This is a genomic window from Prauserella sp. PE36 (genome assembly GCF_003311655.1).
GTDB classification, from domain to species: domain Bacteria; phylum Actinomycetota; class Actinomycetes; order Mycobacteriales; family Pseudonocardiaceae; genus Prauserella_A; species Prauserella_A endophytica.
The window spans coordinates 122,928-143,586 of record NZ_QEQT01000087.1 but is presented as its reverse complement, the minus strand read 5'-3'; the positions used below and the strand labels follow the sequence as shown (position 1 = coordinate 143,586).

The 20,659-nt window shown below is 71.9% G+C and carries 20 protein-coding genes; 8 read left to right on the top strand and 12 right to left on the bottom strand.

Features of this window, described 5'->3' with window-relative positions; all coding sequences use genetic code 11:
* Window positions 1-84: 84 nt before the first annotated feature.
* From DI005_RS26055 to DI005_RS26045, 3 genes are read right to left on the bottom strand one after another with little or no spacing between them, the layout of a single operon-like run.
* The gene (locus tag DI005_RS26055; RefSeq protein ID WP_113643932.1) at window positions 85-543 is read right to left on the bottom strand and encodes a MaoC family dehydratase; all 459 of its coding nucleotides are present in this window, start codon (window positions 541-543) and stop codon (window positions 85-87) included.
* Entirely contained in the window at window positions 540-1,418 is an 879-nt protein-coding gene (locus DI005_RS26050) for an amidohydrolase family protein (RefSeq protein ID WP_113644019.1), read from the bottom strand. Before DI005_RS26050 ends, DI005_RS26055 begins: the two co-directional genes overlap by 4 nt.
* A gap of 14 nt (window positions 1,419-1,432) precedes the next feature.
* A complete protein-coding gene (locus DI005_RS26045; RefSeq protein ID WP_112267276.1) occupies window positions 1,433-2,341 on the bottom strand; it encodes an SDR family NAD(P)-dependent oxidoreductase in 909 nt (302 codons plus the stop codon).
* 102 nt (window positions 2,342-2,443) lie between these two features.
* Between DI005_RS26045 and DI005_RS26040 the strand changes: the two genes are divergently transcribed.
* Complete coding sequence (locus DI005_RS26040; RefSeq protein WP_113643931.1) at window positions 2,444-2,869, top strand: MarR family winged helix-turn-helix transcriptional regulator; 426 nt, start codon at window positions 2,444-2,446, stop codon at window positions 2,867-2,869.
* On the opposite strand, the gene polX is transcribed toward DI005_RS26040, so the two are convergent.
* Window positions 2,849-4,579, bottom strand: coding sequence for a DNA polymerase/3'-5' exonuclease PolX (polX, locus tag DI005_RS26035; RefSeq protein WP_112267279.1), 1,731 nt, complete (start codon window positions 4,577-4,579; stop codon window positions 2,849-2,851). The two genes, DI005_RS26040 and polX, sit on opposite strands and share 21 nt — an antisense overlap.
* 164 nt (window positions 4,580-4,743) lie before the next feature.
* Window positions 4,744-5,511: an NAD(P)H-dependent oxidoreductase gene (locus tag DI005_RS26030; protein WP_112267280.1), complete on the bottom strand. Its 768-nt coding sequence runs from the start codon at window positions 5,509-5,511 to the stop codon at window positions 4,744-4,746.
* A 44-nt stretch (window positions 5,512-5,555) separates the two neighbouring features.
* On the opposite strand from DI005_RS26030, the gene DI005_RS26025 reads away from it, so the two are divergent.
* The 5 genes from DI005_RS26025 (at window position 5,556) to DI005_RS26005 (ending at window position 10,919) form a co-directional block, all read left to right on the top strand.
* Window positions 5,556-6,551, top strand: coding sequence for a GlxA family transcriptional regulator (locus DI005_RS26025; protein ID WP_113643930.1), 996 nt, complete (start codon window positions 5,556-5,558; stop codon window positions 6,549-6,551).
* 56 nt (window positions 6,552-6,607) lie between these two features.
* On the top strand, window positions 6,608-7,564 hold the full coding sequence (locus DI005_RS26020) for a sigma-70 family RNA polymerase sigma factor (RefSeq protein WP_113643929.1): 957 nt from the start codon (window positions 6,608-6,610) through the stop codon (window positions 7,562-7,564).
* Window positions 7,565-7,692: 128 nt separating this feature from the next.
* Window positions 7,693-8,772 (top strand): ATP-dependent DNA ligase, encoded by a 1,080-nt coding sequence (locus DI005_RS26015; protein ID WP_113643928.1) that lies wholly within the window; start codon window positions 7,693-7,695, stop codon window positions 8,770-8,772.
* Window positions 8,769-9,773, top strand: coding sequence for a non-homologous end-joining DNA ligase (gene ligD / locus DI005_RS26010; RefSeq protein WP_113643927.1), 1,005 nt, complete (start codon window positions 8,769-8,771; stop codon window positions 9,771-9,773). Before DI005_RS26015 ends, ligD begins: the two co-directional genes overlap by 4 nt.
* Before the next feature lie 45 nt (window positions 9,774-9,818).
* Window positions 9,819-10,919: an aromatic acid exporter family protein gene (locus DI005_RS26005; protein WP_113643926.1), complete on the top strand. Its 1,101-nt coding sequence runs from the start codon at window positions 9,819-9,821 to the stop codon at window positions 10,917-10,919.
* Between the two features lie 134 nt (window positions 10,920-11,053).
* Here DI005_RS26005 and DI005_RS26000 read toward each other — a convergent pair whose 3' ends face one another.
* From DI005_RS26000 to DI005_RS25990, 3 genes are all read right to left on the bottom strand, one after another.
* A complete protein-coding gene (locus DI005_RS26000; RefSeq protein WP_112267292.1) occupies window positions 11,054-11,461 on the bottom strand; it encodes a ChaB family protein in 408 nt (135 codons plus the stop codon).
* Between the two features lie 72 nt (window positions 11,462-11,533).
* Entirely contained in the window at window positions 11,534-12,877 is a 1,344-nt protein-coding gene (locus DI005_RS25995; RefSeq protein WP_113643925.1) for a phosphotransferase family protein, read from the bottom strand.
* Window positions 12,877-14,154, bottom strand: a complete 1,278-nt coding sequence (locus DI005_RS25990; RefSeq protein WP_113643924.1) for an acyl-CoA dehydrogenase family protein — start codon at window positions 14,152-14,154, stop codon at window positions 12,877-12,879. The genes DI005_RS25995 and DI005_RS25990 overlap by 1 nt, the downstream gene beginning before the upstream one ends.
* 111 nt (window positions 14,155-14,265) lie before the next feature.
* Between DI005_RS25990 and DI005_RS25985 the strand changes: the two genes are divergently transcribed.
* On the top strand, window positions 14,266-15,102 hold the full coding sequence (locus tag DI005_RS25985) for a crotonase/enoyl-CoA hydratase family protein (RefSeq protein WP_233520319.1): 837 nt from the start codon (window positions 14,266-14,268) through the stop codon (window positions 15,100-15,102).
* Entirely contained in the window at window positions 15,099-15,863 is a 765-nt protein-coding gene (locus tag DI005_RS25980) for an SDR family NAD(P)-dependent oxidoreductase (RefSeq protein WP_233520318.1), read from the top strand. The genes DI005_RS25985 and DI005_RS25980 overlap by 4 nt, the downstream gene beginning before the upstream one ends.
* Before the next feature lie 5 nt (window positions 15,864-15,868).
* On the opposite strand, the gene DI005_RS25975 is transcribed toward DI005_RS25980, so the two are convergent.
* Genes DI005_RS25975 through DI005_RS25960 form a run of 4 tightly spaced genes read right to left on the bottom strand, consistent with a single transcriptional unit; the run spans window position 15,869 to window position 20,628 of the window.
* Complete coding sequence (locus tag DI005_RS25975; RefSeq protein WP_113643922.1) at window positions 15,869-16,750, bottom strand: crotonase/enoyl-CoA hydratase family protein; 882 nt, start codon at window positions 16,748-16,750, stop codon at window positions 15,869-15,871.
* A gap of 15 nt (window positions 16,751-16,765) precedes the next feature.
* Window positions 16,766-17,875: an acyl-CoA dehydrogenase family protein gene (locus DI005_RS25970; protein ID WP_113643921.1), complete on the bottom strand. Its 1,110-nt coding sequence runs from the start codon at window positions 17,873-17,875 to the stop codon at window positions 16,766-16,768.
* A gap of 11 nt (window positions 17,876-17,886) precedes the next feature.
* Window positions 17,887-19,071 (bottom strand): acyl-CoA dehydrogenase family protein, encoded by a 1,185-nt coding sequence (locus DI005_RS25965; protein ID WP_113643920.1) that lies wholly within the window; start codon window positions 19,069-19,071, stop codon window positions 17,887-17,889.
* Between the two features lie 12 nt (window positions 19,072-19,083).
* Window positions 19,084-20,628: an acyl-CoA synthetase gene (locus DI005_RS25960; protein ID WP_113643919.1), complete on the bottom strand. Its 1,545-nt coding sequence runs from the start codon at window positions 20,626-20,628 to the stop codon at window positions 19,084-19,086.
* Window positions 20,629-20,659 lie beyond the last annotated feature (31 nt).

Here is a 20,659-nt window from a genome sequence, read left to right as displayed (position 1 = left end):
GAACGGGGAACTCGCGGTCGGGAGCGGGGAACTCGCGGTCGGGAGCGGGGAACTCGCGGTCGGGAGCGGGGGACTCGCGGGTGGTCAGGCGTAGAAGCGGAACACCGGCTGGGCGACGCAGGCGGGCTTGTCGCCGTTCTCGATCCCGACCACGACGTCGACGGTCAGCTGCAGGCCGTTGCCCGCCACCTCCTCCACGTCGGCGAGCTTCGCCGACAGGCGCACTCGCGAGCCCGCGCGAACGGGCGAGGGGAAGCGGACCTTGTTGAGCCCGTAGTTGACCTTCGTGGTCACGCCCTCCACCTCGAGCAGATCGGTCCACAGTGGAATGATCAGCGAGAGCGTGAGGTACCCGTGCGCGATCGTGCCGCCGAACGGACCCTCCTTGGCCTTCTCGGCGTCCACGTGGATCCACTGGTGGTCGCCGGTCGCGTCGGCGAACGTGTCGATGCGGTCCTGGCCGACCTCGATCCAGTCGCTGACCCCGAGCTCGGTTCCGGCCAGCTTGGCGACCTCGTCGAACGTGACCTTCAGAGTCTTCACAGTCGTCGTTCCTCCTCCAGGCCGAGCGCGCGCACGGCGTTGTCCTTGAGAATCTTGGGCCGCACGTGCGGTTTGATGTCGAGCTTGCCGAAGTCGGCCAGCCACCGGTCCGGCGTGATGAGCGGGTAGTCGGAGCCGAAGAGCACCTTGTCCTGCAGCAGGCTGTTGGCGTAGCGCACGAGCTGCGGCGGGAAGTACTTGGGCGACCAGCCGGACAGGTCGATGTAGACGTTCGGTTTGTGCGTGGCGACGGCCAGCGCCTCGTCCTGCCACGGAAACGAGGGGTGGGCCATGATGATCGTCAGATCGGGAAACGCCACGGCCACCTCGTCGAGCAGCATCGGGTTCGACAGCCCGAGCTTGATCCCTCCCCCACCGCGCATCCCGGCGCCGATGCCTGTCTGTCCAGTGTGGAACAGCGCGGGCACGCCGAGTTCCTGCGCCACCTCCAGCAGCGGGTAGGCGCTGCCGTCGTTGGGCGCGAAGTCCTGCAGACTCGGGTGGAACTTGATGCCGCGCATCCCGTGGCCCGTCACCAGCTCGCGGAATCGCCGCGCGCCCGCCGCGCCCTTCGCCGGGTCTACGCTCGCGAACGGGATGAGCACGTCCGCGTGCTCGGCCGCGGCACGGGCGATCTCCTCGTTCGACAGCGGCGGGTGGCCGGTTGCGGCCTCGATGTCGACGGTGAAGACGACGGCGCCGATGTTGCGCTCGCGGTAGTGCGTGGCGATCTCCGGCAGGGTCGGCGCCCGGTGGTCGGCCGAGAAGTACTTGGCCGAGGCCTCCAGGAAGTCGTCCGGCAGGGAGAGGTGCCCGTGCACGTCGGTCTCCACGTGCACGTGAACGTCGATGGCGTCGAGCTTCGTGTGGTCCATGGTGTTCACTCTGCTCACTGTGAGGGCGGTTCGGGCAGTTTCTCGCCGACGCTCTCCGGTTCGGCGCCGACCGTGGTGGGCCACGCCAGCGCGATCGCGTCGGCGCTCCAGCCGCCGTCGGCGTAGGCCGAGGCGAGAAGCTTCGGATGTGACCACAACGAGAGCCGGTCGCCGCCGATACCGATGCACTGGCCGGTGACGTCCTTCGCGGCGTCCGAGGCGAGGAACGCGACGAGGCCAGCCGCGTCCTCGGGGCTGCCGAAGGCGAGCGCCTGCCGGGCGAAGCGCGGCATCGGCTCCCCGGCGCGCATCGCGTCGACGTAGCCCTTGAGCGCGGGGATGGTCTCCGTCATGGCGGTGGCGGCGACGGGGATGACGGCGTTGACGGTGATCCCGGCGCGCGCGAGCTCCATCGACCAGGTCCTGGCGAACGCGGCGATGCCGGCCTTGGCGGCGGAGTAGTTGGTCTGGCCGAAATTGCCGCGCTGACCCGCGGGCGAGCCGACGAGCACGAGCCGCCCGCCCTCGCCCTGTTCGCGCATGCGTCGCACCGCCGCTCGCGCGCAGGTGAAGGTGCCGCGCAGATGGACGTTGATCACCGTGTCGAAGTCGTCGTCCGACATCTTCCAGAGCACCTTGTCCCGCAGCACGCCCGCGTTGGTGACGAGGATGTCGAGCCTGCCGAACTCGGAGACCGCACGTGAGACCAGCGCCTCGGCGGCCTCGGTGCCGCCGACGGCGGCGACCTCGGCCACGGCCGTGCCGCCCGCCTCGGTGAGCTCCTTGACGGCGGCCTCGGCGGTCGCGGCGTCCACGTCGTTGACCACGACGCGCGCACCCGCCGCGGCGAGTTCCTTGGCGTAGGCGAGACCGAGCCCGCGACCACTGCCGGTCACGATCGCGACCTTCCCGGTCAGGTCCATCGTTGACGCCTCCTTGATGTCAGGTTTCCTGATATAAAGGTGTACTCATTAACTGTTATGTTTGTCAATGGTTGTCTTTGCCAACTGACCGGGGAGCAGGAGATGACGCAGGAACCTCCGCCCGTTCCGTCGGGCCGGGTCGGCTACCTGCTCGCGCGTGCGGGCGGTCGGGCGATTCGCAACCTCAACCGCGCGCTGGAGCCGTACGGCCTGCGCAGCAGGCACTACACGGTGCTGTCCGCGTCGGCCGAGCACGGTGGGCTCTCCCAGCGCGAGCTGGGGCTGGTGCTCGGCGCCGACCCGAGCGCGGTGGTCACGCTCGTCGACGACCTGCAGCGGAAGGGCCTCGTGCGGCGGGACCCGCATCCGGAGGACCGGCGGACCCGCCTCGTCGTGGTCACCGAGGAGGGCGCCCGCACACTCGCCGAGACGCGGAAGCTGGCCCACGGTGTTGACGACGAGCTCCTCGCGGACCTCGGCCCGGCCGAGAGGCGCACGCTGGAGGAACTACTGCTGCGCCTGCGCTGAGCCGAGGAACTCCCGCAGCCGCTCCAGCGGCCAGGTGTTGATCACGTCGTCCTTCGTGAGCCAGCCGCGCTGCGCCGTGCCGGCGCCGTAGCGCACGAAGCCGAGATGGTGCACCGCGTGCGCGTCGCTGTTGATGGCGAACCGCACCCCGAAGCGCTTGGCGAGCAGAATGTCCTCGTCGCGAAGGTCGAGCCGGTCGGGCGCCGAATTGATCTCCAGCGCGGTGCCGGTGCGGGCACACGCCCGGAACACCTCGGCGAGGTCGACGTCGACGGGCCCTCGCCTGCCGATGAGGCGCGTGGTGGGGTGGCCGATGACGTGCACGCACGGGTTCTCGGCCGCCCGCACCAGCCGCCGCGTGATCGTCGCGCGGTCCTGCGTGAAGTGGGAGTGGATCGAGGCGACGCAGAGGTCGAAGCCGCGCAGGAACGACTCCGGCCAGTCCACCTCGCCGTCGGGACCGATGTTCAGCTCGGTGCCGTGCAGCAGGCGCATCCCCGCGACCGTGCCGTCGAGCTTCCGCACCCGCTCTCGCTGGGCGAGGATCTTCTCGTCCGACATGCGCTGCATGGCCATGTCCGGCGCGTGGTCGGTGATCGCGTAGTAGGCGTAGCCGCGCGCGGCCGCCGCCCGCACCATGTCCTCCAGCGAGGCGACACCGTCGGTGAGGTCGGTGTGGGTGTGCAGGTCGCCGAGCAGATCCGTCTCGGTCACCAGCTCCGGCAGCTCGCCGCGCTGGGCGGCCTCGATCTCGCCCCGGTCCTCGCGCAGCGTGGGCGGGATCCACGGCAGGCCGAGGCGGTCGTACACCTCGTCCTCGGTCTCGGACACGATCAGCTCACCGGAGGCGGCGTCGAACAGGCCGTACTCGGAGAGCTTGAGCCCGGCGTGCACGGCCAGCACGCGGGTGCGCACGTTGTGGGCCTGCGAGCCGGTGAAGTACTGCAGTGCCGCGCCCCACGCGCTGGGGGGCACCACGCGCAGGTCGACCTGGAGCCCCTCGGCGGTGCGGATGGAGGTCTTCTTCTCCCCCGCCACGATCACCTCGGCCACCAGCGGCAGCTCGCGGAACGCGCGCATCAGCGGAGCCGAGTCATGGGCGGCGGCGAGCACATCGACGTCGCCGATGGTCTCCCGGAACCGGCGCAGCGACCCGGCGTGCTCGCACCGCTCGCAGCCCGGCACGGCCGAGAGCACGGCGACGATCTCGTCGGCGACCGCGAGGGCGGCGTCGAGCAGCACCCGTCCGCCCGACTGCCGCAGCAGCTCCACCCCGCGCAGGATGTTCTCCTCCGTGCGCGGGCCGAACCCCTTGAGCCCGCGCAGCCGCTCGCCGTGGATAGCGGCGACGAGTTCGTCGACCGAGGAGATGCCGAGGTCGTGGTAGAGCGCGGCGGCCTTCTTCGGGCCAAGAGTCGGGATGGCGACGAGCCTGCGGACGCCGTCGGGGATCTTCGCCCTGGCCTCCTCCACGGCCCGCACGCTGCCGGTGGCGAAGTACTCGGCGACCTTGTCGGCGATGGACTTGCCGACACCGGGAATGGCCCGCAGCGCCTTCGCGTCGAGCGTGGACACGTCCTCGTGGTGCCCGCCGATCGCGCGCGCGGCCTTCTCGTACGAGCGCACCTTGAACGCGTCGCCGCCGGTGATGGAGAGGAGGTCGGCGTACTCCTGGAACAGGTCTTCGACCTCGTCGTTCGGCCGAGCCATGCGCCCAGCCTACCCAGCGGCACTCGCCAGAGCCCGCTGCAGTGAAGGCCACCTTGCCTGCGCCCGCCCGTCTCCCTCCACCGCCCAGACGGAGACGCTGCGCGCCGCTGTGCCCGATTCCACGCAGTGAAGGTGGCCTTCACTGCGGGCGGACGGGTCGGGGGTCAGGCGTAGTGCACCCCGATGCCGCCCCGGCCGGGAGCGAAGCGGGGTCGCAGCACGAGATCGTCGTCGTAGTCCCCGCCGTCCTGGTAGCGGAACGGCACCGGATCGGCCGTGGGCAGCTCGGCGAGCCGGGCCCGCAGGCGTTCGGCGGCGACGGCGAAATCGGCGGGCGTGGCGCGGTCGGCGCCGTACACCGCGAGCGGCGGCAACACGTCCATGCCCGTGTACCAGAAGATGCCGTGCTGGATGGGGAACAGCACGTCGTTGAGCTCGCCGTGGATGCCACGCGGCCCGAACGACGCCGCCCGCGCGCCGATGGTGGTGACGAGCAGCGCCCGCTTGCCGCGTAGCCCGCCGTCGCCGTAGCGCAGGGTCCGGCCGGTGGCCGGGTCCTTGACGCCGAAGGCGAAGCCGTTGAGGAAAACCCGGTCGAACCAGCCCTTGAGGATCGCCGGCATGCCCATCCACCACAGCGGGAACTGCACCACGAGCGCGTCGGCCCAGCGCAGCTTCTCCTGCTCGGCGACGATGTCGGCCTTCAGCGTGCCGGCGGTGTAGGCGTGCTGGGCGGCCTCGCCGACGAGCAGGCGCTCGCCGGTGTCGTCGCCGAAGTCTCCCGCGCCCACCACCGGGTCCCATTTCATGGCGTACAGGTCTGAGACGAGTACCTCGTGGCCGAGACCGGTGAGCCCGCGCACGCCCTCGTCCTTGAGCGCGACGGTGAGCGAGCGCTGGTCCGGATGAGCCACAACCCACAGAACATGCATGCCTTCGATGGTCGACGGAGCCCGTGCTCGCAACGAGTGGCCCGATGGTCAATATGTGCAAGAATCGGGCCATGACGCTTCACCGGGTCGCCGTGTTCGTCCGGCACGGCGTGATGCCGCTCGAGCTGGGCCTGGTGCACCAGCTGTTCGGGACAGCGCGCTCGCCGGCGGGCGAGCCGCTGTACGAGGTGGTCACGTGCGCACTCGAACGAGGCCTGGTGCGCACCGACGCCGACTTCCCCATCCACGTCGCCCACGGGCCGGAGGCGCTGGACGGGGCGGGCACCGTCGTGGTGCCGGCGACCCACGAGCCGGACGAGACGGAGACCGAGGGCAGGCTCGGCGACGCCCTGGCGGGGGCGCTCGCCCGGATCCGGCCGGGCACGCGGATCGCCTCGATCTGCACGGGCGCGTTCGTGCTGGCCGCGGCGGGCCTGCTCGACGGGCGCACGGCCACCACGCACTGGCAGTCGGCCGAGCAGTTCCGCCGCCTGTACCCGCGGGTGGAGCTGGACCCGGACGTGCTCTACACCGACGCCGGCGACATCCTCACGTCGGCGGGCGAGGCGTCCGGCATCGACCTGTGCCTGCATCTGATCCGCCGCGACCACGGCGCCGCGGTCGCCAACGACGTGGCCCGGCGCACGGTCGTGCCGCCGCACCGGGACGGCGGGCAGGCACAGTACGTGCCCAGGCCCGTCGCCGAACCGCACATCTCCTCCACTGGGGCGGCGAGGGCGTGGGCGCTGCGGCGGCTGCACCGGCCGCTGTCGCTGCGTGAGCTGGCCGGGCAGGAGTCGATGAGTGTGCGGACGTTCACGCGGCGCTTCCGGGAGGAGGTGGGCCTCTCGCCGGGACAGTGGCTCACGCAGCAGAGGATCTCGCGAGCGCGGCAGCTGCTGGAGGAGACCGACCTGCCCGTGGACCGGGTCGCGGAGGACTCCGGGTTCGGCACCGCGGCGTCGCTGCGCCAGCACATGCACGCCGTCCTCGGAGTGTCACCGAGCGCTTACCGCACGACGTTTCGCGGCATCGGCTGACGTGGAATTACCTCGGCCTGAAAAGCGTTGTCAGCAGCGGAGAGAGGTGACAACGATTGGCCAACGCCACTGTGACGCGCCGCCGCGGCACCCGCGACGACACCGACCTGGTTCGAGTCTACCTCGACGAGATCGGTGCGACGCCCCTGCTGACGGCGACCGAGGAGGTAGAGCTCGCCAAGCGCATCGAGGCCGGCGTGTACGCCGCCGAGCTGATCAGGCAGGCCGACGCAGGCGGCCGCGCCCTGCCCGCCGACCGGCGTGACCTGGAGGCCGTCGCGCACGACGGCGAGCTCGCCAAGGACCACATGATCCGCGCGAACCTGCGCCTGGTGGTGACCGCCGCGCGCAAGAGCCGCAACACCAACCTGCCGCTGCTCGACGCCGTGCAGGAGGGCAACCTCGGCCTGCTGCACGCGGTGGAGAAGTTCGACTACGCCAAGGGGTTCAAGTTCTCCACCTACGCGATGTGGTGGATCCGGCAGGCGATCCAGAAGGGCAACGCGTTCCACAGCAACACCATCCGGTTGCCGCTGCACACCGCGGAGCAGGTCGCCAAGCTCGACCGCCTCGCACGGTCGCTCGAAGCGAGTGGGCAGCAGAGCCCGACCGTGGAGGAGCTGGCCGAGGCCGCCGGGATGCCGGTGGAGAAGGTCGTCGCCCTGCGCCAGGCCGGGCAGTCGACCGTCAGCCTCGACGTGCCGCTCGACGAGGACGGCGAGCTGCACCTCGGCGACCTGGTGACCGCGGGCTCCGTGCCCGAGGTCGGTGACGCGCTGGAGCACGAGCTGATGGTCGCCGACCTCAACGCCGCGCTGGAGACGCTGGAGCCCGCCGAGGCCACGGTCGTGTCGCTGCGCTACGGCCTCACGGACGGCAACCAGCACACGGTGCCCGACATCGCGCGCAGGCTGGGGCTGACCCGCAAGCGCGTGCGCACGCTCGAGGAGCGCGCCCTCGCCCGGCTCCGCGATCCCGAGCAGCACCGGCCGCTGCTCGCCTGGGCAAGCTGACCCCTGCCCGGCCTGACCGCAGTGAAGGCCACCTTGCCTGCGTTCAACGCAGTGAAGGTGGCCTTCACTGCAGTTGTCTGCCCTCGAAAGCGCGTGCCCGGGGTCGCCGCAGGTCATAGGATCGGGTCGTGGATCTTCCCGTGCGGCCGCCGGTCAAGCCGATGCTCGCGACACTCGTGCGCGAGCTGCCGACCGGACCGGGGCTGGTCTACGAGCCGAAGTGGGACGGGTTCCGCTGCATCGTGTTCCGCGACGGCGCGGAGGTGGAGCTGGGCTCGCGCAACGACCGGCCGCTGACCCGGTACTTCCCCGAGCTGGCCGAGCTGCTCGCCGAGGCGCTGCCGCCCCGCTGTGTGGTGGACGGCGAGATCGTGATCGTCACCGAGGCCGGGCTGGACTTCGACGCGCTGCAGCTGCGCCTGCACCCCGCGGCGTCGCGGGTCCGCAAGCTCGCCGCCGAGACGCCGGCGAGCTTCGTCGCGTTCGACCTGCTCGCACTCGGTGACCGCGACCTCACGGGCGAGCCGTTCGCCGAACGGCGGCGACTGCTGGAGGACATCCTCGACACCGCGCAGTCCCGCGTGCACCTCACGCCGCTCTCCGCCGACCCCGAGGTGGCGAGAGACTGGTTCACTCGCTTCGAGGGCGCGGGCTTCGACGGTGTGATGGCCAAGGCCACCGACGTGCCCTACGAGCAGGACCGCCGCGTGATGTGGAAGGTCAAGCACGAGCGCACGGCCGACTGCGTGGTGGCCGGGTTCCGCTGGCACAAGGACGGCCAGGGGGTGGGCTCGCTGCTGCTCGGCCTTTTCGACGACGAGGGCACCCTGCACCACGTCGGTGTCGCGAGCGGGTTCTCCGTGGCGCGGCGGAGGGAGCTGGTCACCGAGCTGGAGCCGCTGCGGGAGAACGCGCTCGCGAACCACCCGTGGCGCGAGTGGGCGGCCGCGCACGCCGAGGCGGGCGGCCGCATGCCCGGTGGGCTGAGCCGGTGGAGCGCGGGCAAGGACCTGTCGTGGGAGCCGCTGCGCACCGAGCTGGTCGCCGAGGTGCGCTACGAGCACCTGCAGGCCGGCCGGTTCCGTCACGGCGGCAGGCTCGTGCGGTTCCGGCCGGACCGCACGCCCGAGTCGTGCACCTACGCCCAGCTGGAGGAGGCGCCGCCCGCCGAGCTGGCGGCCCTGTTCGAGGAGGTGGCGTCCCGGTGAGCGAGGCGGTGACGCTCGACGTCGACGGCACCCAGGTGACGGTGTCCAGCCCGGACAAGGTGTTCTTCGCCGAACGCGGGGAGACCAAACTGGACCTGGTGCGCTACTACCAGGCCGTGGCGGGACCGCTGCTGGCCACGCTCGGCGGCAGGCCACTGCTGATGGAGCGCTACCCGCAGGGAGCCGGTGGGAAGTCGTGGTTCCAGAAACGGGTTCCGAAGTCGGTGCCGGACTGGCTGCGCACCACCGTGGTGTCGACGCCGAACGGCACCACGAGCGACGCGCTGGTGGCCGCCGACCTCGCTCACGTGCTCTGGGCGGTGAACCTGGGCTGCCTCGGGTTCCACGTCTGGCCCTACCACGCCGATCGGCCCGAGGTCACCGACGAGCTGCGCATCGACCTGGACCCCTCCCCCGGCGTCACGTTCGACCAGGTGCGGGAGGCGGCGGTGCTGACGAGGGAACTGCTCGGCGCGCTCGGCATCGAGCCGCACCTGAAGACCACGGGCTCGCGTGGTCTGCACATCTACGTGGCGCTGGAGCCGCGCTGGGACAGCTACGAGGTGCGCGCCGCCGCGGTCGCGCTCGCGCGCGAGCTGGAACGGCGCCACCCGTCGCTCGTCACCGCGCAGTGGTGGAAGGAGGAACGCGGCGCCCGCGTGTTCGTCGACTTCAACCAGAACGCCCCGCACAAGACGGTCTTCGGAGCCTGGTGCGTGCGGCCGAGGGCGGGCGCGCAGGTGTCCACGCCGATCGGCTGGGACGAGCTGGCCGCGGTCGAGCCCGCCGAGCTGACGATCGCGACCGTGCCGGCCCGCGTCGCCGAGCGAGGCGATCCGTGGGCGGGGATGAGCGAGCGGCCGCAGTCGCTGGAGCCGCTGCTGGAGTGGTCGCGCCGCGACCTGGCGTCGGGACTGATGGACGCCCCGTGGCCCCCGGTGTACCCGAAGCAGCCCGGCGAGCCGCCAAGGGTGGCGCCCAGCAGGGCGAAACGCGGCTGACCCCGGCGCGGGTTTGCCGATCCGGCGGCCGGGTAGCAGGTTCTGGTGCGTATCCGGCAGTCCCTGAGCGCGCCGGTCGCCTGGCTCGGCCGGGCCGCGCGGTACAACGGCACCGAGCGCGGGGCCTTCGCGCAGAGCGCCAAGGCCGCCATCGCGGCGGTGATCTCGTGGGTCATCGCCGCCGAGCTGCTGTCGCTGCCCCAGCCGTTTCTCGCCCCGTACACGGCGGTGTTCGTCGTCGAGGCGACCGTCTACCGGTCCGTGCGCTACGCGGCCCAGCAGCTCGCGGCCATCGTGGGCGCGGTCGTGGTCGCCGGGCTGACGAACCTGCTGATCCCGTCCACCATCGCGAGCATCGGCGTCGCGACGCTGGCCGGGCTGCTGATCGGGCAGTGGCACCGGCTCGGCTCCTCGGGCCCGTGGGTGGGCATCACGGCGCTCGTCATCATCACGTTCGGCACGTCGACGAGCGCATCCCTGCTGCTGGACCGCTTGCTGGAGAGCGCGCTCGGCGTTGCGGTGGGCACGTTCGTCAACGCCGTGCTGTTCCCGCCCGTCTACGCGGGTGGGGCGCGGGAGGCCGTCCAGCGCCTCGCCGACCGGCTGGCCGAGCTGCTCACCGGTGTCGCCGAAGGGCTGCGCCGCGACGAGGTCGCCGACCGCGCGCAGGACTGGGTGAGCGAGGCCGAGCACGTCGAGCGGTTCGTCGTGCAGGCGGAGCAGGCCGTGCAGTGGGGGCAGGAGAGCCGCAGGCTCAACATCCGCACCCACAGCTCACGGGTGAAGGTGCCGGACGACCAGTACCGGTTCCCGTTGGCGACGCTGCGTTCCCTCGCGCCCTACGTCCGCCAGCTGACCGACGCGCTGCGCGCGATGGCGGACGAGGAGCTGCCGAGCCGACATCCCGGCGAGGACGAGCGGCGCCGCTTCGCCGAGCTGCTCGACGCGGTCGCCCGGACCGTCCGCCTGCGCGGCGACCCCGAGGCGTCCGAGGAGGACCTGACGAAGTCGCTCGAGGACAGCCGCGAGCGGCTGGACGAGCTGGACGGGTACCTGACGGCGGACTCGCCGATCGGCCCGGCGATGGGCCTGGTCGGCATGCTGATCCCGGTGCGCCGCACGCTACGCGAGCTCGAAGCCCGCTGAGGCGCCCGCCGAATCGGCCCCGCGAAAGTCCCCCAAGGCCACCTTTGTTGCGTTGAACGCAACAAAGGTGGCCTTGGGGGACAGACACCTGAGGGGCCTTGCGGGGCGGACACGTGCCCGCGGACTGTGGGGGCTCACCTGCCCTTGTCGCGGGCCTTCGCGGTCTCGCGCTCGCTGGCCTTCTCGAGGGCCCGCACGAGCTCCGGCTTGCTCATCCTGGAGCGGCCGCTGATGCCGAGTTCCTTGGCCCGGCGGTACAGGTGCTCCTTGCTGGCGGAGGTGTCCACACCCCCGGCGGTGGGCTTCGGCCGCTGACCCGCGCCCCCCTCGGCCTGCGCGTCGGACGGCCCCTCGTGCTGCTTGGGCTCCCAGCGGTCGCCGACCTTCTCATAGGAGTGCTTGAGCGCGGCGTACGCGGTCTGGTGCGCGCGCCTGCCCTCGCCGTAGCTCTCCACCGCGGAGTCGTGTGCCTTGACCCAGGTTCGCCGTGCCTTCTCCGGAGAGCGGCGTACCGTACTCGGGAGTTCCTCACGTCCAGGCATCGCAACCTCCTCGCCTCTGGCAGAAGGTTTGCCACGCAGCTCCGGTCCAAACGTGCCATCGCCCCGGCCTGGTTACGCCGGGTGCTCGAAGTAGCGCGGATCGGCGACGGCCAGCCGGTCGGTGACGTCGGCGCGGACGGCCGCGAGCACCGACGGATCGGCCGGGTCGAGCTTCCCTGCCCGCAGGGCGGCCGCGAGCTCCGCCGTGCTGCCCACGCCGAGCGCGGCGAGCCGCCGAGCGTGCCGCCGCTCCTGCTCCTCGCCGAGACGCAGCTGCCGCGCCACGATGCCCAGCACGTTGGCGGCGACCCTGGCGTGGAAGCTCAGCGTGCCCTCGGTGCCGGGAACCACGTCTGAGCGCAGGAACTCGGCGACCGAGGTGACCAGCTCCCCCGCCGTGGGCCTGCCGTGCAGGTCGGACGGCGGTGCCGTGACCTCTCCGGGGATCTCACCGGGGCCGGCTCCCAGCGCGAGCAGCAGGTCGTGCTCCTGCTCGCACGCCCGCCTGCCCACGGCCGCGAGCTCGACCGACCGGGTCTGGCCGCTCAGGTGCCGTTCGGCCTGCACGCGGCAGAGCACGGCCCACTTCGCGGTGCCGTAGACCTCCCACCAGCGCACGGCATCAGGGTCGGGACGTCTCCCTGCCACCTCGGCGTAGCCGTCGAACAACTCCTCCCGCCGCCCGAACCCCCCAACCGGTGGCGCGGTGCCGAAGCGCCACGCCTTGACGCAGAGCCAGCCGAGATCCTCGAGCGGATCGCCGCGATGCGCCAGCTCCCAGTCGAGCACGGCGCGGAGCCCGTCGTCGCCGACGATCAGGTTGCCGTTGCGGAAGTCCCCGTGCACCACGGCGTCGCCGAAGGACGCGGGCCGGCTCTCGCGCAGCCAGCGCAGCGCGATCTCCACGGCGGGCAGCGGTTCGCCCGTCGCGTCGTAGCGGGCGGTGAGCCAGTCGAGCGGGTCGAACGCCGGCAACCCGGGCACGTCCGCCACGGGAACGCGGTGCAGCCGTGCGAGCACGCGCCCCAGTTCTCGCGCCAGCCCGGCTCTCGCCGCCGCGTAACGGGGTTCGCGCAGCAGGCGCCTGGGGATGGTCTCGCCGTCGAGGAACTCCGTGAGCACGTACGGCACGCCGAGCGCACCGTCGTCCGCGCAGTGGTCGACGAGCGCGGGCACCGGCACCCCGGCCGCGGTGGCGGCCCGCAGCAGCGCGGCCTCAAGCGCCGGTTCGCCCGGTCTCCCCTGGCCCGGCTGGTCGCAGCGCAGCACGAGCCGGACCGGCGAGCCGCCGCGCGGCCGGGCCTCGAACACCCACGTCTGCTTGCTGGCGCCGCCGCTGAGCCTGCGCAGCCCGGCGATCTCGGTCGGGGTCGCCCACAGCTCGCCGAGCCGCGCGCCGAGCCGTTCCGCGTCCATCAGCGCTCACCGGTCGCATGTGGACGACGCTGCCGAGGGCCGGCGAAGCCGAAGAGGTACCCGGCGACCTTGCGCAGCTGGATTTCCTCGGAGCCCTCGGTGATGCGGTAGCGGCGGTGGTGCCGGTAGAGGTGCTCGAACGGGGTGTGCCGCGTGTATCCGAGGCCGCCGTGCACCTGCATGGCGCGGTCGGCCGCGTCGCACGCGAGCCGGTTGGCGCGGTAGTTGCACATCGACACCTTGTCGCTGAGCAACAGGTGGTCGGTGCGGTCGAGCTCCCATGCGGTCTTGCGGACGAGCGTGCGCACCAGCTCGGCCTCGGTGTGCAGCTCGACGAGCGGCCACTGGATGGCCTGCCGGGTGGCGAGCGGGCTGCCGAACGCCACGCGCTCGCGGGCATAGGCGACGCTGCGGTCGATGCAGTACTGCGCGACGCCGACCCCGGACGCGGCCTGCCGGATGCGGTTCTCGTGCACGAAGTGCTGCGCGAGCGCGAGCCCGGCGCCGACCTCGCCGAACACGGCCGAGCCGGGCACGCGCACGTCGCGCAGGGTCACCTCGGCGTGGTCGGTGGGCATGTTGAACGTCCACCAGTGGAAGTCGACGGAGAAGCCCTCGGCGTCGGTCGGCACGATGAACGCGGTGATCCCCCTCGCGTCACCGGCCTTGCCCGACGTGCGGGCGAAGATGACGTCGTGGGTCGCCGAGTGCAGCCCGGAGTTGAACCGCTTCCGTCCGTTGAGGACCCAGTCACCGCCGTCGGAGACGGCGGTGGTCTCCAGCCATGTGGCGTCGCTGCCGTGGTCCGGTTCGGTCAGTCCGAACGCGACCCGCCGCGTGCGCGTGATCATGCCCTCGACGAACTCCTCGCGCTGCTCCGGGGTGCCGAACGCGAGGAACATGTGCACGAACGGGAAGTTGCCGACGACGGAGGACTCGTTCTGCAGGTCGTTGTGCAGGCCGAGCCCCTTCGCGGCGAGGTGCTCGCGGATCACCGCCATGTCGAGGTTCGAGCCACCGCTGCCGCCCACCTCTTCCGGAAGTCCGTAACGCAGCCAGCCCGCGCGGTCGGCGCGGTCGGACATCTCGCCCAGCAGCGCCTCCCATTCCGGACGCGGCGTGCCGCCGTTCTCGAAGTCGGTGCGGGAGAACTCCCTACGGTGGTCGAAGAACCGCTCGTTGTCGTCCTGCTCCTGCAACGGGCGGATCTCGGTCTCGATGAACTCGTCCAATGCCGACAGCCGATCCCGGAGGCCGGCGGGCAGTTCGAAGTCCATGCACGCTCCTTTCGTGAGTTGACACGCCTTGCCCTCGCGACCGGACGGAGGCCAGACTACGAGCGAAAGCCGTGGCACAGCATGGTTCTGCCGATCAAGTGGGAGGGCACCGTGACCGATCCGGATGAGCGGCGCGTGAGCTGCACCGTCACCGACGGAGTCGCCGACGTGCGACTCGACCGGGAGGCGAAGCTGAACGCGCTCGACCCCGCGATGGCATCGGCGCTCATCACCACGGGGCAACGGCTGCGGCGCGACACCGGCGTGCGCGCGGTCGTGTTGTCGGGCAACGGCCGCGCGTTCTGCGCAGGCCTGGACATGAGCTCGTTCCAGGCCATGGCCGACAACGAACCGGTTCGCCTGAACCACCAGGAGGAGTACCCGTACACCGGACCCGCTCGGGCGACGGGACAGCGCGCCGCGTACGTGTGGGCCGAGCTGCCGGTGCCGGTGATCGCCGCGGTGCACGGCGTGGCCTTCGGCGGCGGTCTGCAGATCGCCCTCGGTGCCGATATCCGAGTGGTGGCACCGGATGCGCGGCTGTCGGTGATGGAGATCCGCTGGGGACTCGTCCCCGACATGACGGGCTCGCAGCTGCTACCGGAGCTGGTGGGCCGCGACGTCGCCAAGGAGCTGACCTTTACCGGCCGGGTCGTGAACGGCGAGGAGGCCGCGCGGATCGGGCTGGCGACGAAGGTCGCCGACGACCCGAGGAAGGCGGCGCTGGCGCTGGCGGCCGAGATCGCGGGGAAGAATCCGGACGCGATCCGGGGAGCCAAGCGGCTGCTCGACCTCGCGGGCCGGACCGGGCTGGCCGACGGCTTCACCGCCGAGCAGCGCGAGATCGGCGCGTTGATCGGCAGTCCCAACCAGGTGGAGGCGGTGCGGGCCAACCTGGAGGAGCGGGCCCCCGTGTTCACCGACCCCGGCGAGGAGGGGTACGCGTGAACCCGTTCGACCTCACCGGACACGTCGCGGTGGTCACCGGTGGCAACTCCGGCATCGGGCTCGCTATGGCGGACGCGCTCGCCGCGGCCGGGGCGGGCGTGTGTGTCTGGGGCACCAGCACCGAGCGCAACACCGATGCGGCCGGGCGGCTGCGCCGTCACGGTGGCGAGGTGCTCGCGGTGCCCTGCGACGTCGGCGACGAGGAGCAGGTCGACGCGGCCATGGAGCGAGTCACCGGCCACTTCGGACGGCTGGACTCGTGCTTCGTCAACGCGGGCGTCACCGGGGTGCCTGCGAGGCTCGTCGACACGGAGCTGAGCGAGTTCCGCCGCGTGACCCGGGTCGACCTCGACGGCGCGTTCCTCACGCTTCGGGCCGCCGCGCGGGTGCTCGTCGCGCAGGGCGAGGGCGGCAGCCTCGTCGCCACGTCGAGCGTCGCGGCCAGGCAGGGTCAGCCGCGCGGGCACGCCTACGCGGCGGCGAAGGGCGGGCTGATCTCGATGGTCAACGGCATCGCGGTGGAGCTGGCCCGGCACGGGATCAGGGCCAACAGCATCCTGCCCGGGTGGGTCAGCACGCCGCTGGCCGATCCCGCACTGCGGTCCGAGGGTTTCCAGCGGAAGGTACTGCCGCGGATGCCGGTCGGCCGCTGGGGCCGCCCCGGCGACTTCAGCTCCCTCGCCGTGTACCTGGCGAGCCCGGCGAGCGCGTTCCACACCGCCGACAGCATCACCGTCGACGGCGGTTACCTGGCCTTCTGAGCGCGTCAGTACTCCTCGGGCCGAAGGGGCCAGCGAGGCACTGTGGACGGAACATCCTCGCTGACCCGCAGGGGGAAATCGGGCTTGCGCTTCTCGAGGAACGCCGTCACGCCCTCGGCGGCGTCCGCGGCGGCGCCGAGCTCGTACAGCGCGAGGGAGTCGTGGCGGTGCGCCTCCCACGGAGTCGGGGAGCCCAGCATGCCCCACAGCAGCTGCCTGGCCACGGCGACCGACACGGCGGAGGTGTTGTCAGCGATCTCCGCGGCGAGCCCGCGCGCCTCGGTCAGCAGGTCGGCATCGGGGACCACGCGCGAGACGAGTCCACCGGCCTTCGCCTCCTCCGCGTCGAACACGCGGCCCGTCGCCACCCACTCCATTGCCTGCGAGATGCCCACGATCCGGGGCAGGAACCACGTCGACGCCGCCTCGGGCACGATGCCACGGCGGGTGAAGACGAAACCGAAGCGCGCGGACTGCGCGGCGATCCGGATGTCCATCGGCAGCGTCATGGTCACCCCGACCCCCACGGCGGGGCCGTTGACCGCGGCGATCACGGGTTTGCGGCTCGCGGCGATCCGCAGGGACACGGCGCCGCCGGAGTCCCTGGGCGCGCCGCCGATCTCGCCGAGGAGCTCACGGACGTCGTGGTCCTTCTTTCCCGCGTTGAACGTGTCAGCGCCGCGGCCGAGGTCGGCTCCGGCGCAGAAGCCTCTGCCCGCACCGGTCACGAGCACCACGCGCACGCCGTCGTCGGCGTCGACGCGGTCGAAGGCGTCGATCAGCTCCCGCGCCATCGTGATCGTGTAGGCGTTGAGCCGGTCGGGCCGATTCAGGGTGACGGTCGCGATGCCGTCGGTGACGTCGTAGTCGATCTCTCGGTAGGTCAAGTCGGTGCTCCCGGCTCAGAGGGCGAGGCGGTCGGCGAGGCGTGCCCGCTGCTCCTCGGGCGCTCCGAGCAGCAGCTCGCTGGTCTTGGCGCGCTTGTAGTACAGGTGCGCGTCGTGCTCCCACGTGTAGCCGACCCCGCCGTGCAGCTGCACGCCCGCCGCGGCGGAGTCGAAGTAGCCGGGGCCGAGCACCACCTGTGCCAGCGCGGCGGCCACGGGTAGCGCGCCGGGATCGTGGTCGGCGGTCCACGCCGCGTGGCGCACCACCGAGCGCGCCTGCTCCGCGGTGGAGTACAGGTCGGCGCAGGCGTGCTTCACGGCCTGGTAGGAGCCGATGGGCCTGCCGAACTGCACGCGTACCTTTGCGTAGTCCACAGTGGTCTCCAGCACGTGGTCGAGCCCGCCGAGCTGCTCGGCGGCGAGCGCGAAGGCGGCGCGGTCGCGCACGGCCTCCAGCACGGCGGCGGGGTCGGCGGCGGCGACGGCCCGCGCGGGAGTGCCTGCGAAGTCGAGACGGGCGAGTGCCCTCGTGGGGTCGAGGGTGCGCAGGCGGGTGGTGCGCAGCCCGGCGGCCTCGCCGGAGACCACGAACCAACCCGGGCCGTCGGGCGTGCCCGCGTAGACGAGCACGAGGTGCGCGGCGTCGCCGGAGACCACGAAGGACGCGTGCCCGTCCAGCGCGAAGACCCCGTTGCGGCGCGTCACCGCGATGCTGTGCGCGGCCGAGCCCCACGTGCCCTCGTCGCCCGCAACCGCCACGGCGGCAACCAGCTCCCCTGTGGCGAGCTGCGGCAGCAGCTCCGCCGACAGCTCCGCGTCGCCCAGCGCCAGCACGGTGTCCACGGCGAGCACGGCCGAGGCGAGGAACGGCACGGGTGCGAGCGCCCTGCCCAGTTCCTCCAGCACCACGCACCGCTCCACGTGGCCCGCGCCCGACCCGCCGTGTTCCTCCGGGATCACCAGCCCCGCGACGCCCAGCCCGGCCAGGCGGGACCACAGTGCACGGTCCCAGCCCTCGTCGCCCCCCATGATCTCGCGCACGCGCGCGGGCGGGCAGTGGTCGGCGAGCAGCTCCCGCACGGCCTCGCGCAGCTGCCGCTGCTCGGAGTCGAGCACCAGTTCCATGCCAACGCCTCCTAAGCCTGTGTGCCGACGCGCAGCTCGCGGAACGGCACGTCGCGGTCGACCTGTGGTTCCTTCGGCAGGCCGAGCACGCGCTCGCCGATGATCCCGCGCTGGATCTGGTTGGTGCCGCCCGCGATGCTCGACGCGGGGGTGGCGTTGATCGCGATGGCCAGCTCTTCGGCGGCGGGGTCGCCCTCGTCCCATGCCGCCGCCCGCACGCCGGCGATCAGGCCGGCGACGCGCACGGCGCGCCACAGCAGCTCCGCACCGGCCAGCTTGGCGACCGAACCCCGCGCGCCGGGCGGGGAGCCCGCGTCGGCCTCCTGCCGCAGGCGGGTGTTGAACAGCGACAGGGCCCGCTCGGCGGCGTAGAGCCCGGCCAGTTCCGTGCGCACCACGGGATCCCGCGCGCGGCCGAGCCGCCGCGCCAGGTCCGCGAGGTTGGCATAGGTGAGCGGGTCGTAGCGGCGGCGCACCGAGCCGCCGATCGACACGCGCTCGTGCCCGAGCATCGTCACCGCGGCGAACCAGCCCGCGTCCACCTCGCCCAGCACGGCGTCGGCGGGCAGCCGCACGTTGTCGAAGAACACCTCGTTGAACGGTGCCTGGCCCGTCATGTCCTTCAGCGGCCGCACGGTCACGCCCGGCGCGTGCATGTCCACGATGAACATCGTGATGCCCTTGTGCTTCGGCACGTCGGGGTTGGTGCGGGCGAGCAGCGCGCCGAAGTCGGCGTGCTGGGCGCCGGACGTCCACACCTTCTGCCCGTTGACGACCCAGCTCTCGCCGTCACGCACGGCCCGCGTCTGCAGGCTCGCGACGTCGGAGCCCGCGCCCGGCTCGGAGAACAGCTGGCACCAGATCTCCTCGCCGCGCAGCAGCGGCCGGACGTAGCGGGCCTTCTGCTCGTGGGTGCCGAGGTCGACGATCGTCGGGCCGCACATGCCCATGCTGATCATGAACACGTCGGTCGGCAGGTCGTAGGCCGCGGCCTCCTCGTCGAACACCTGCTGGTCGGCGGCCGTGCGGCCTTGCCCGCCGTACTCGGCGGGCCACGTCAGGCCCGCGAGCCCCGCGTCGTGCAGCGCGGCCTGGAACCGCTTAGCGGTCGCGATCCGCTCCTCGGCGGACGCGTTCTCGACGGTCTTCGGCACGTTCTCCGCGAGCCAGGCGCGCACCGTTTCCCGGAACGACATGTGCGTCTCCTCTCAGCGCGCGGTGGTGGCCGCGTACCGTTCCTTGAGCTTGCCCTTGACGAGCTTGCCGGTGGGCGTCCGTGGCAGCTCGTCGACGAAGTCCACGCTGCGCGGCGCCTTGTAGTGGGCGATCCGTTCCCGCACGTAGGCCAGCAGCTCGTCGGCCAGCTCCGGCCCCGGTTCCACCGTGGACGACGGTTGCACGACGGCCTTGACCGACTCGCCCATCTCCGGATCTTGCACGCCGATCACGGCGACGTCGTCAACGGCGGGGTGGAGCGTGAGCACGTTCTCCACCTCCTGCGGGTAGATGTTCACGCCGCCGGAGATGATCATGAACGCCTTGCGGTCGGTGAGGAAGAGGTAGCCCTCTTCGTCCACGTAGCCGACGTCGCCGTTGGTCGCCCACGTCGGGTGCGCCGGATGCTGCGCCTCGCGGGTCTTCTCGGGCGCGTTGTGGTAGCTGAAGGGCACTTCGTCGCGTTCGAAGTAGACGGTGCCGATCTCGCCGGGAGGCAGCTCGTCGCCGTTGTCGGCGCACACGTGCAGGATGCCGAGTCCTGCCCTGCCGACGGAACCCGGCTTGGCGAGCCACTCCTGTGGCGAGATGAACGTCAGCCCCGCGCCCTCGGTGGAGCTGTAGTACTCGTAGAGGATCGGCCCCCACCAGTCCATCATGGCGCGCTTGACCTCCTCGGGGCACGGCGCCGCGGCGTGCACGGCGACCCGGTGGCTCGACAGGTCGTAACGCGTGCGCACGTCCTCGGGCAGCTTGAGCATGCGCACGAACATCGTGGGCACCCACTGGCTGTGGGTGACGCGGTGGGTTTCGATCGCGCGCAGGGCGGCCTCGGGCTCGAAGCGCTCCATCATCACCAGCGTGCCGCCGACGGCGTGCACGCACGCGCCGAACCGCAGCGGCGCGGCGTGGTAGACCGGCGCCGGTGAGAGGTACACGATGCCCGAGTCGAAGCCGTACATCGCCTCCAGCAGCGGGCGCAGCAGGTCGCCCGGCTCGTCGATCTGCCGTTCGGGCAGTGCGACGCGGACGCCCTTGGGCCGCCCGGTGGTGCCAGACGAGTACAGCAGGTCGGCCCCGGCGGGCTGGTCGTCGGGAACCGCGGCCGACGCCGCGGCGAGCACGGCGTCGTAGTCGTCGAACCCGGGGACCTCGCCCCCGTAGGCCAGCCGGACGCCGACGCCGGGGACGAGCTCCGCGACCTCGCGGGGCAACTCCCCCAGCGCGGCCGAGACGACGAGCGCCTTCGCACCGGAGTCCTCGACGACGTAGGCGACCTCGGACGGCGAAAGGTGGTTGTTCACCGCGGCGATGTAGCAGCCGGAGCGCACGCCGGCCCAGTACACCTCGTAGGCGCGCATCGTGTTGTCGGTGAGCAGCGCGACGGTGTCGCCGGGCCGGAAACCCTTGTCGCGCAAGGCGTTCGCGAGTCGCGCGGAGCGCTCGTCGAGCTCGCGGTAGGTCAGTGTCTCCCCGGAGCCCGCCATGATCACGGCGGGGTGGTCGGGCCGTACGGCCGCGTGGGTGCCCGGATACATTCGGCTCCTCCTCGAACCGGCGTGTTCCTCC

Coding starts and splice junctions, on each gene's coding strand:
- DI005_RS26050 (WP_113644019.1), bottom strand. CDS start 1,418: ATGGACCACACGAAGCTCGACGCCATCGACGTTCACGTGCACGTGGAG.
- DI005_RS26030 (WP_112267280.1), bottom strand. CDS start 5,511: ATGCATGTTCTGTGGGTTGTGGCTCATCCGGACCAGCGCTCGCTCACC.
- DI005_RS26040 (WP_113643931.1), top strand. CDS start 2,444: ATGACGCAGGAACCTCCGCCCGTTCCGTCGGGCCGGGTCGGCTACCTG.
- DI005_RS25960 (WP_113643919.1), bottom strand. CDS start 20,628: ATGTATCCGGGCACCCACGCGGCCGTACGGCCCGACCACCCCGCCGTG.
- DI005_RS26000 (WP_112267292.1), bottom strand. CDS start 11,461: ATGCCTGGACGTGAGGAACTCCCGAGTACGGTACGCCGCTCTCCGGAG.
- DI005_RS26045 (WP_112267276.1), bottom strand. CDS start 2,341: ATGGACCTGACCGGGAAGGTCGCGATCGTGACCGGCAGTGGTCGCGGG.
- DI005_RS25970 (WP_113643921.1), bottom strand. CDS start 17,875: ATGGAACTGGTGCTCGACTCCGAGCAGCGGCAGCTGCGCGAGGCCGTG.
- polX (WP_112267279.1), bottom strand. CDS start 4,579: ATGGCTCGGCCGAACGACGAGGTCGAAGACCTGTTCCAGGAGTACGCC.
- DI005_RS25995 (WP_113643925.1), bottom strand. CDS start 12,877: ATGGACGCGGAACGGCTCGGCGCGCGGCTCGGCGAGCTGTGGGCGACC.
- DI005_RS25965 (WP_113643920.1), bottom strand. CDS start 19,071: ATGTCGTTCCGGGAAACGGTGCGCGCCTGGCTCGCGGAGAACGTGCCG.
- DI005_RS26025 (WP_113643930.1), top strand. CDS start 5,556: ATGGTCAATATGTGCAAGAATCGGGCCATGACGCTTCACCGGGTCGCC.
- DI005_RS25990 (WP_113643924.1), bottom strand. CDS start 14,154: ATGGACTTCGAACTGCCCGCCGGCCTCCGGGATCGGCTGTCGGCATTG.